This window comes from Nostoc sp. (assembly GCF_036917435.1).
Lineage (GTDB): Bacteria > Cyanobacteriota > Cyanobacteriia > Cyanobacteriales > Nostocaceae > Nostoc.
The window spans coordinates 119,558-131,813 of sequence record NZ_JBALDM010000043.1 but is presented as its reverse complement, the minus strand read 5'-3'; the positions used below and the strand labels follow the sequence as shown (position 1 = coordinate 131,813).

Sequence of the window (12,256 nt, the reverse complement as noted above, 5' to 3'; positions counted from 1 at the left end):
TGACGTGAAGCATTAACAGTTAAATTTCCAGCTTTTCCTGCACCAAATGTACCAGTAAATACCTGCGCCCCATCCCGCACAAGTAAATTTTGGGTATCAACCTTCAAGTCTCCAGCATTTCCAGTTGAGTTGGGTTCAGCAGAGGCTAACAAGCCACTAGGAAAACGACCATCAGCAGACCTACCAATTAGTTCGACTTGACGTGAAGCATTAACAGTTAAATTTCCAGCTTTTCCTGCACCAAATGTACCAGTAAATACCTGCGCCCCATCCCGCACAAGTAAATTTTGGGTTTTAATCGTTAAGTCTCCTGCATTTCCAGTTGAGTTTAAGCTAGTAGAAGAAGTTCTCAATGTAGTTAAACGACCATCAACAGAACTACTACCAATAACTTGTACATTACGATCGGCATTGATAGTCAAATTTCCTCCGTTACCTGCACCAGATGTACCAGCAAAAATAATTGCTCCATCTTGCACCAGTGCATCTTGAGTATTAATTATCAAGTTACCTCCCTTACCTGCACCAAAAGTACCAGCATTCACTACCCCACCTTGCAGCAGTAAATCTTTGGTGGTGACAGTCAAATTACCCGCATCTCCAGTAGAGCCTGCATTCGTAGAAGAAAGCAAACTACTAGGAAAACGACCATCAGTAGAAGAACCAATGAGTTCCACGCTACGGTCAGCATTGACAGCCAAATTACCTCCCTTGCCTTGACTAGATATATTAGTGCTAACAAATGCCCCATCACGAATGCTTAAACTACCTGTCTTAATGTTCAAATTTCCAGCATCTCCAGACCCTAAACCACTAGCAGAGATAGTGCTACGACTATTAGGTGAACCACCTACAACCTCTACTGAGTCTTTAGCATTTACAGTCAAATTACCTCCCTTGCCTGTACCAAGAGTAGCTGTTATAACTATCGCCCCATTACGAATGCTTAAACGATCCGTGTTAATGTTTAGACTACCGGCATCTCCAGACTGTAAAGTACTAGTAGAGATAGTGCTGTTTTGACCACTGAATGAATCACCTATAACCTCTACTGAGCCTTTGGCATTTATGGTCAAATTTCCTCCCCTACTAGTTTGACCAGTTGCACTTGTACTTATATTTCCACCATCATTAATGCTCAATCGTTGCGTATTGATAGTTAATTGCCCACTATTTCCAGCACCGAAAGCGCTGCTTGATAGGTTACTTCCTGTAGTAATGCTCTCTCCAGTTTGTGGATTAATAACCGTTGTTATGCCCCTCAAGGTAACGGAGTCTGAAGCGTTAACTAACAAATTGCCGCCATTACCGCGTCCGAATGTGGACGTTGTAATATTTCCACCGTTAGTAAGTGTAAGCGATCGCGTTTGAAGTTCGATCTTACCACTATCTCCTTGACCAACACTAGAAGATGAAATTGACGCAAAACCATTTAACAAAATTGAGTCATCAGCAATAATCTGAATATCGCCACCCCTTCCCTCATCAGAATTTGAAGAACTAATAAAGGTATTGCTACCATCAAGTGTGAGGGTTCTCGTTTTGATTTCAATATCACCGCTAGGCTGATTATTAATCTGACCAAAAGTAGATGCAGAAGAACTGCTTGAAATATTGCTTCCACTAGTCAGCAAAATAGCTTCTTGAGCTTTTAGGGTTATTTTTCCACCTTCCCCTTGTCCAGTATTGGCAGAAATAATTGTGGATTCGTTGCTTAAATTAATATTTCGAGTTGTAATTGTAATGTCACCAGATTTACCTATGGGATTGAAGATTCCAAAGGTACTAATCAAACTATTGTTATTGAGGCTGAGATTATCTTTAGCATTTAAAATAATATTTCCCCAACTTCTTGTACCAGTGGTAGTGATTTGGCTTTGGTTTGTGAGGCGAATCGATTGGGCATTAATTACTATATTTCCGGTATCGCCCAAAGAATTTTGCAAACCTTGATTAGTAATATTACTATTGTCCAGCGTGACATTGCCACTTGCATTAACTACAATGTCTCCCGCAGCAATGCCCAGTTGACCTTCGCCTGTTTGAAGTACTGAACGAATAAAACTATTCCCAGAAAGGCTAACTTCACGAGCATTAACCGTAATTGCGCCCCCTCCATTTGTCAAAACAAAAGCGTTATTTTGCAAGACTATATCCGCTTTCGGTATACCTTCTGAAAAAGCTAACTGCATTTGATTACCGCTACCAATCAACTCAACAGTTCCTATTCCTGCAACTGCACCTAATTCCAAACGATTTGCTAGCGAATATGCAGTACCACCATCAAATGTAATATCTCCACCTATTAAATAAAAACTTCCTGGTGTTGCAACTTGACGACTACGGTTAATTATTCCACTTCGATTAAGCTGATTAAACAATAAAGCCGAAGGATTCACACTCAATAATGGCACCACTTGGGGATTTTTCGCACTAAAAACCCCTTGATTGCCAAACTGCATACTATTCGCAGTTGTCCCTAGAAATGAACCTTGTATATCTAAACTGGCATTATTTCCAAACACTATTCCATTGGGATTAATCAAGAATAAATTGGTATTAGAAGCAACTATATTACCGTTAATAATCTGGAAAGTACCCAGCTTACCTAATATCTCAGAAGGGTTATTCCCTGTCACCCGTGCCAGAATATTTTGAATATTGACATTAGGACTGAAGAAATAAGCCCCTCGTCCCTCACTGATGTTAAATTCTTGAAAGCTGTGAAATAGATTGATTCCGCGAGTTGCACCACCTGTAATTACTTCAATGGGTAGTCCTTGATAGTTGCCTATCACTTGTGAGGATTCAGCCCCAAGTGTGTTGTCGGTTACGATATTACTTTGCTGCGCCTGGGTTTTAGCAGTGAAGAGACTTACGCAAAAGTAGCCCACCAACCCTGCTAGTCCAAAGTGCAAACAACTGTGTAATGCATATTTGATTGTCATAGGGTGCTATTTATCTTGATTATTTGAGTATCTAATAAAACTGCACCTTGAGACGATAAATGAGCAAATATTCCTTAACTATGAAGTTTTCTGCAATGAAGTGATGTCTCAATACGGTTCGGTTAAGGTTTTTCGATAAAAATTCTAGATTGCAAAGACGCGATAAATCGCCGTCAAGACGAAAGATTAATTATTGTAGAGACGGCGATTCATCGCGTCTCTTGCCTTAACCGTGCATTTTTTATGTATGTACTGCACCCAAACAAGCAGAAAAGGCGAATGTGTAATATTAATTAGAACATTCTCGACTCAATAGCATTTGTCCATTATTCAGCCGATATAATCCTTGTGGTTCGATAATTGGCTCGTTTTTCTTCCAAGGATGGGATATAGTTTTAACACTTTGTACATCTCCAGTTGTGTAGTAGCTAGAAACTAAAATCCCCGGACGATTAGTAGTTAAACTACCAGAACCAGTGATAGTAAAAGAGTTTTCTTGTCGTTTAGTAGCGCGTGAAATGCAGCTATTGGCGATGAGTGCATTGGTATCAATAACTGGAGATAATTGGGTAAAGCCGTTTTGAATGGAACTGGTATCAGGTGCGTTAATGTTGATTACACCTGAAACCCCAAGTTCTGAACTGGCGGTAATATCACTTTTTTTGGTTGGCTTTGGACGTGCTTCTAGACCAAACATACCTTGAGAGTTAATTCTGACATTTCCACCACTTCCTTCAAAGGAGTCGCCGCTAATATTGCTGTTTTCTTCGCTAGGGGCGACGATGAATTTAGCGTTAATATTGATGTTACCGCCATTCCCACCTGATTTGGTTAACCCCGCACTTGTACTGATATTGCTGTTATGACGCAATAGTAATAAATCCGTAGCAGTTAAGCTAATATTTCCACCGTTACCAGAATTAGTTACAGCAGCAATAGCCGCTTTATTATCTAGTTTTACAGTATCTGAATTAATGTTAATATTCCCGGCAATTCCATCTCCAAGGCTACTAGCAGATAAAGATGCACCATTGAGAGATAAATCACGGGCTGTAACGTTAATATTCCCGCCTTCACCTTTACCTGTTAATCCTGCATCTGTTCCGACTATGCTAAAGATGCCAGTGTCAAAGTTAAAACCATTGGGAGTTGTCCCCTGAAGAGAGAATTTCCCGCCAGCATTAACAGTGACGTTACCTGCATTTCCTTGTCCAAATGTTGCAGCATTGATATTAGAACCATTTGTGAAAGAGATGTCACCAGTAGCATTAATTAACACATTTCCAGCATTGCCTTTACCAACAGTAGTAGACAATAAAGCAGCACCATCGGATAAATAAAAATTACGCCCCTGAATTTCAATATCTCCACCCTTACCTACTGCATTTAGGTAAAGAATGGAGAATAAAAAGCTTTTTTCTGAAATTAAGATATCGCCACCTGCTCGAATTGAAATTTTACCAGCATTTCCGTCTGTGGCAATAAATGTTGCTATATTACTATCTTTGATTGTTGTGTCACCTGATGTGGTTATCAAGACGTTACCCGCATTGCCTTTACCATAAGATAATGTAAATAAATCAGCACCATTAGATAACTCTAAACTAGGGGCTACAATCTCAATATCACCACTGTTACCTATGCCAGTTTCCACTACTCCGCTAGATATTGTACTACTAAGTCTTTCACTGCGTCCAGAAATTGTCACAGCACCACCAGCTTGAATTTTAATATTCCCGCCATTACCTTCACCCGATGTACCATTACTCAAAAAAGAACCACCTCTGAAAGAAACATTATCTTGTGTATTTATGGAAATATTACCAGCATCACCTTTACCACCAAGATTACTGTTAAAAACGGTAGATTCTCCACTTAGAGAAAATGACTTTGCAAAAATCTGAATATTTCCGGCGTTACCTACACCTGTTTTGGAGATGGCGCTAGCTATACTACTCCTATTCGCAAGAGAAACTGCGTCTGTTGCTTGGATTGAGATATTACCAGCGTTTCCTTTGCCAAAAGTGCTAGCAAAGAAATAAGAGTCATTATCTAAAGAAAGCTTTCCTGTTTGGATATCAATATCTCCACCATTACCTCCTATTGCTGAAGTTGCACTACTAAAATATGCTTGATTATTTAAAGATAAAGTATCTTCAACTTTAATCGATATATTCCCAGCATTTCCTTGCCCAGAGGTGTAACTATTAATAGAAGCATTATCTAATGATAAATTTCTAGTTTTAATGTTGATCCTGCCAGCATTCCCTCTGGCTTTATCAATAACAGTAGAACTAATTTGAGTGAAGCCAATATTATTAGTATCGCTGAGGGAAATTTTTTCTACTGCTTGAATAAAAATGTTACCTCCATCACCCAGACCAAAAGTATCAGAACTTATTTGACCTTTATTGTTTAAGAATAATTCTCTGGTATTGATGCGGATATCTCCACCTTTACCTACACCATCAAAACTCACATCACTACTAATGTTACTGGGTAACTTTACTTCTCCGAATTGTTGAGTAAAAACCTTACCAAAACCTTCTATATTAATATTTCTACGAGCATTAATGGTGATATTACCTGCATTGCCTATCCCGTTTGTACCCGTATCAATATTTGCACCGTTTGTTAACCACAGCCCGCCAGTTGTGATTTCTATATTTCCCCCATTACCGACACCTCCAGTTATCACATCACTTTTGATACCAGCAATAGAATCGCCTACTATCCCATCTACTTTAATTGTGTCGCGGGCATTAACAAATATATTACCTGCATCACCTTTACCAGAAACAGTGGTAGATATTCGTGAACCACCCAATAATGAGAGGGTTGTAGTATTAATCCGAATATTTCCACCTTTACCCACACTATCTTTAAACACACTACTGCTAATCAAACTATTACTATCTAAAGCAATATTATTAGCATCAATCGTAATATTTCCCGCATCTCCTTTACCATTGGTACTGCTGCTAATAAATGCCCCATTGGTTGATTGAAGAGAACCTGTTTTTATCTGAATATCTCCAGCGTTACCTGTAATTTCGGGGTTGACGCTACTAGTAATTCGGCTATAAAATCGACCTTCTTTTCCGTCGCTTAAGGTAGTATATATAAACCCATCTAAACTTATACCATCACGAGCATTGATATTGATAGTACCGGCATTCCCCTGCCCTAAAGTTTTAGTGTTGAGTTCGGAACCTTGCGTTAGAGAGAGAGAACCCGTTTGAATATTAATACTACCACCATTGCCTACACTTCCTTCCTCTACAGAACTATAAATCTGACTATCGTTTGTCAGTGAAATATTATTCTTAGCTTGTATAGAAACCTTACCAGCATTTCCTTGTCCAAATGTAGCGGCATCTAGAAATGAATCATTACTGATATTTAAGGAACCAGTAGTTATATTGATGTCACCAGATTGACCAAACGATCCTTGCCGTAATACGTTAGAAATAAAGCTTTTACCTGTTAGATTCGTTGTTATTGTGGCATTAATTTCTATATTGCCACCTTGACTAGTTGGTGTTCCTAAACCTTTCTCTATACCTGCTCTGAGTTTACTTTCTCCTGCCAAATTAACGTCACGGGCATGAATTTTGATATTTCCGCCATTGGCACCTCTAACATTAACTTCTGCGGTGTTATTTAGGAAAATATTTGCCCGTTCTACGCCATCAGGCATAACTAAACTCAAATTATCACCTGCAATATTTAATCCCACATTTCCCGGTGCAGCCAAACCCGCTAACTCAATGTTTCCCCCATAAGCGCGAATACTTCCACCATCTATATTGATATTTCCACCAACCAGCAGCAAGCTTTTACCATCAGCAACTCGCAAACCTGTAACATTATCACCGATAGGATTAATACCTGCCCGTGCTTGGGATTGATTGATAATTCCCCCATAAGCTTGGATTTGATTAAACAGCAATACTGAAGGATTAATAGTCAACAACGGCACGGCTTGGGGATTTGTCGCACTAAAAACCCCTTGATTCCCAAACTGCAAACCGTTCGCAGTCGTCCCCACAAAGGAACCCTCTACATCTAAACTGGCATTTTTCCCAAACACAATGCCATTGGGATTTATTAAATATACATTAGGATTAGAACTACCAAATGTACCGAGTTTTCCAAAAATTTCTGAAGGGTTATTACCTGTAACCCGCGCCAGAATATTTTGGATATCTGCGCTAGGACTCAAAAAATACGCCCCTCGTCCCTCGCTGATATTAAATTCTCCAAAGCTGTGAAATAGATTTATTTGGCGAATGGCACCACCTGTAATTACTTCTGTTGGTTGTCCTTGAAAGTTGCCTATAACTTGAGAGGACTCAGCGCCAAGTGTCTTGTCAGGTACGATATTACTTTGCTGTGCTTGAGTTTTAGCAGTGGAGAGACTTAAGATTAAGTAGCCCACTAACCCTACTAATCCAAACCGTAAACACTTTTGTAATCCGTATTTGATCGTCATTAGGTGCGCTTTCATATAGATTATTTGAGTATCTAATAAAACTGCACCTTTGGACAATAAATAAACGAATATTTGTTAATTATGCAGTTTTCTGTAATTCTCCATTTTCCACCTATATACTGCACATAAACAAGTACAAAGGCTGGATGCATAAAATCAATTAGAACATTCTCGACTCAATAGCATCTTTCCATTATTCAGCCGATATAATCCTTGTGGTTCGATAATTGGCTCGTTTTTCTTCCAAGCATGGGATTTAGTTTCAACAGCTTGTACATCTCCAGTTGTGTAGTAAGTAGAAACTAAAATTCCCGGACGATTAGTATTCAAACCACCAGAACCAGTGATAGTAAAAGAGTTCTCTTGTCGTTTAGTACCGCGTGAAATGCAGCTATTGGCAATGAGTGCATTAGTATCAATAACTGGAGATAATTCGGTGAAGCCGTTTTGAATGGAACTGGTATCAGGTGCATTAATCTTGATAACACCTGAAACGCCAAGTTCTGAACTGGCGGTAATATCACTTTTTTTGGTTGGTTTTGCCCGTGACTCGATACCGAAGATACCTTGAGAATTGATTTCAACTTTGCCACCTGTTCCTGTGAAGGCATTGGCTGTGATGTCGCTGTTTTCTTCGGGGACGGCAACGATAAATCTGGAATTGATATTGATGTTACCACCATTGCCGCCTGATTGCGCTGTACCTGCGGTGGTCGAAATTTGGCTACCATTACGTAATAGTAAGCGATCGCTAGCACTGAAATTAATATTTCCACCATCACCAGAGTTAGTTATTGCAGCAATAAATGCTTTGTTATCAAGTGCTGTGGAACCAGAATTAATCCTAATATCTCCGGCTTTTCCTTGTCCGACGCTGCTTGAACTGATTCCCCCGCGATTTAAAAATAAAAAATTTGTTGTCAAGTTAATATTACCTGCATTGCCTACAGCGTCTTGATCGACTGTGCTAAAAACACCGCTAGAAAAACCTGTGGTGCTAACACCCTCAATAAAAATGCGATCGCGTGCATCAATGGTAATATTACCTCCATCGCCTCTAGCAAAAGTACTAGCATTGACTATTCCACCATTGGTTAAAAATAAAGAACCTGTTCTCAGGTTAATATTGCCTCCCTTACCTTCAGCTTCACCTTGTAAGGTAGTAAAAGCACCGCTTGATCTTCCATTACTACTTACACCATCAATAGCAATAGCATCGCTAGCATTAACTATAATGTTACCTGCATTACCTTTACCGAAACTGGCAGCACCAAGTTGTCCGCCGTTGGTTAGTTTTAAGGAGTTGGTTGTTATTTGAATATCCCCACCTTTGCCAACACCTCCAGCGAGCAAATTAGTAAAAGCGCCACTTGTATTATTGCCACTAATACCATCGACAATGACAGCATCGCGGGTATCAATCTTGATATTTCCAGCATTCTGGTTTGCCGAGGCAGTAATTGTACCACCATTTATTAACGCCAGCGTTCCTGTTTTAAGCTGAATATCCCCACTATTGCCGGTTCCATTAGCAAAACTAACTGCCCCAGTTAAAGAATTTTTACCATTAGTTGCGTCAAAGGTAACGGCATCGTGCGTATCGATAAAGATATTTCCGCCATTACCTTGACTAAAACTAACAGCGCTGAGTCTCGCACTATTTTTTATAAATAATTCCCTCGCGTTGATGCGGATATTCCCAGCGTTACCTGTGCTATTGTCTAGTGCATTAGTGCCTATCTCAGTAAATAAACCATTTTCTCCACCATCAAAAGCTACTGTATCGCGGGCGTTGATGGTGATGTTGCCTCCATTTCCCTGTCCAAATGTGTTTGCAGAAATGGTTGCACCATTGGTAACGGAAACTGTATCGCGGGCGTTGATGGTGATATTGCCGCCATTTCCCTGTCCATTTGTGTCTCCAGCAATGACTGCACCGTTGGCGACTGAAAGTGACCCTGTTGTAATTTCAATGTCACCTCCTTTACCTTCACCACTCAGCAAGTAACTAAATAAACCGCTCTTTACATTAATAATTTGGCCACTACCTAAAGTTACACCCTTCACGACACCATCAATTCTGACGGTATCACGAGCATTAATGGTGATATTTCCACCATTACCTCCATTTCCTTCAAAAAGTGAAGAGGTTATCGTAGCACCATTTATTAAAAACAGCGATCCAGTTTCAATTTGAATATTTCCGGCGTTACCATTGAATGCTTGTGTATCGGCTCTACTAGACAAACCACTACCGCCAATTCCATCAAAAGTAATAGTATTGCCAATATCAATAAAAATATTACCTCCATTTCCTTGTGCGCCGTTGAAAGCACTTATTTGTCCGCCATCTTTCAGCAATAAATTACCCGCAGTGATGCGAATATCACCACCATTACCTATTGCATTATCAATACCTTCAGTTGATACCTCACTGTCATATTTACCTCTACCTCCAAAACCTGAAATTATTACATTATCGCGGGCATTAATAGTAATATCTCCTCCATTTCCGACTCCAGCAGTAAAGCTAGATATTTCAGCACCATTAGTAACAGAAAGTGAGCCTGTTGTCACTTGAATATTTCCTGCTTTGCCGATAGCTCCAGTATTTAAGTTGCTTTTCAAACCACTGAATACATCATAATCTAAGTTATTAAGGTAAAACTTACCCGCATCAATGAAAACGCCATCTAGCTTGATATTCTCAGAGGTTTCCACAGTAATATTTCCAGCATTACCTTGTCCTGATACATTTGTTGATACTTGCCCGCCGTTAGTTAACGAGAGGGAACCTGTTTTCAGATAAATATTTCCTCCGTTACCTACCCCTTCCTTAAAAACATTACTACTAGCATCACTATTAGTATCAAAAGCTATATTATTAAGAGCATTAATGCTGATATTTCCCGCATTTCCTTTGCCAAATATACCGCTACTAATAAAGGCTCCATTAGTAGCTTTTAGCGTACCTGTTGTGATTTCAATATTACCTGCGTTACCTTCAGCAGTAAGTGCTACATTATTAATAATCCCGCTAAAACTATTAGCGTTACCATTACTACCATCTAACGAAATATTATTACGAGCATTAATGATGATATTACCAGAATTACCTTTTCCGCTAGTGCTACTTAGAATTTGTGAACCATTATTTATCTCTAAAGAATTGGTATTAATAGTAACCTTTCCACCATTACCTATTGCACCCTTAACTACTTGGGAAGAAATTCCTGTACTTTCCCCTGGTTTTGAGTTACGAAAAATGATATTACCTTGAGCATTGATATTTACATTTCCTGCATTGCCTTGTCCGTAGAGATTAGCATTAAGTAGTCCAGTCTTTTCTAACGTCAATGTCCCAGTCGCAATATTAATATCGCCAGCTTGACCAAATGCTCCTTGTTGGATGATGTTAGCGATCGCACTTCCATTTATTAATGTTGTATCTCCTGTAGCATTAACAGTAATATCTCCACCCTTACTATTTGGAGTCCCTAAGCCTATATCTATTCCCGCTCTTAATATACTTCCCTCTGCCAAATTTACATTTCGAGCCTGAATGTTGATATTTCCGCCATCAGCACCGCGAACGTTGACTTCTGCGCCATTACTCAGCGAAACATCGGCACGTTCCACATTCTCAGGTAAAACTAAACCAAAATTATCACCCGCAATATTCAACCCTACATTTCCCGGTGCAGCCAAACCTGCTAACTCAACATTCCCCCCATAAGCGCGAACACTTCCGCCATCTATATTGATATTTCCACCAACCAGCAGCAAACTTTTACCATCAACAACTCGCAAACCTGTAACATCATTACCAAGGGCATTTTTCCCTGCGGGTGCTTGGGATTGATTGATAATTCCCCCATTTGCTTGGATTTGATTAAACAGCAATACTGAAGGATTAATCGTCAACAATGGCACAGCTTGGGGATTTGTCGCACTAAAAACCCCTTGATTCCCAAACTGCAAACCGTTTGCAGTTGTCCCTACAAAGGAACCTTGTACATTTAAACTGGCATTTTTCCCAAATACAATGCCATTGGGATTTATCAAAAATAAATTTGGATTATAGCTGCTAAGTATGCCGAGTGTACCCAAAATTTCTGAACGGTTATTACCTGTCACCCGTGCCAAAATATTCTGAATATCTGCGCTAGGACTGAAAAAATACGCCGCCCGTCCCTCGCTGATGTTAAATTCTTGAAAGCTGTGAAAAAGATTAATTCCGCGAGTTGCACCACCTGTAATTACTTCAGTTGGTTGTCCCTGTAAATTCAAGTTGCCTATAACTTGAGATGACTCAGCGCCAAGTGTGTTGTCGGGTACGATATTACTTTGCTGCGCCTGGGTTTTAGCAGTAAGAATACTAACAATTAACCAACTTAGTAAGTCTGTTAATCCAAACTGCAAAAACTTGTATGATCTGTATTTAATTATCATAAGGTGTTATTCATATAGATTACTTGAGTATCTAATAGAACTGCACCTTTGGATAATAAATAAGCGAATGTTTTGTTAATTATGCAGTTTTCTGCAATGGAGCGATCATATTTCTGCATTCTCCGGTTTTCTCATGTCCGCTTCGGTAGGGGCAATTCATGAATTGCCCCTATTTGGGAATAAGGGTTTTGGCTAAGATGCGATCGCACTATATCATGTCCGCTTGATTACTTGTTAAACCCGAAGAACCCCTCCCCGCGTGCGGCTACGGTGTACACACAAGTCGTATTACCCCCCTTAATCCCCCCTTATAAAGGGGGGAAATCGGAAATCCGGTTCCCTCCCCTTTATAAGGGGAGGG

At 39.7% G+C, this 12,256-nt stretch carries 3 protein-coding genes; all 3 read right to left on the bottom strand.

Annotated features, from left to right (window positions below; genetic code table 11):
• Positions 1 to 2,948 (bottom strand): two-partner secretion domain-containing protein (locus V7K98_RS21725; RefSeq protein WP_335025550.1); only part of this gene is annotated, 2,948 nt, incomplete at its 3' end.
• A 289-nt stretch (positions 2,949 to 3,237) separates the two neighbouring features.
• Entirely contained in the window at positions 3,238 to 7,443 is a 4,206-nt protein-coding gene (locus tag V7K98_RS21720) for a beta strand repeat-containing protein (protein WP_335025548.1), read from the bottom strand.
• A gap of 156 nt (positions 7,444 to 7,599) precedes the next feature.
• Positions 7,600 to 11,895 (bottom strand): beta strand repeat-containing protein, encoded by a 4,296-nt coding sequence (locus tag V7K98_RS21715; protein ID WP_335025546.1) that lies wholly within the window; start codon positions 11,893 to 11,895, stop codon positions 7,600 to 7,602.
• Positions 11,896 to 12,256 lie beyond the last annotated feature (361 nt).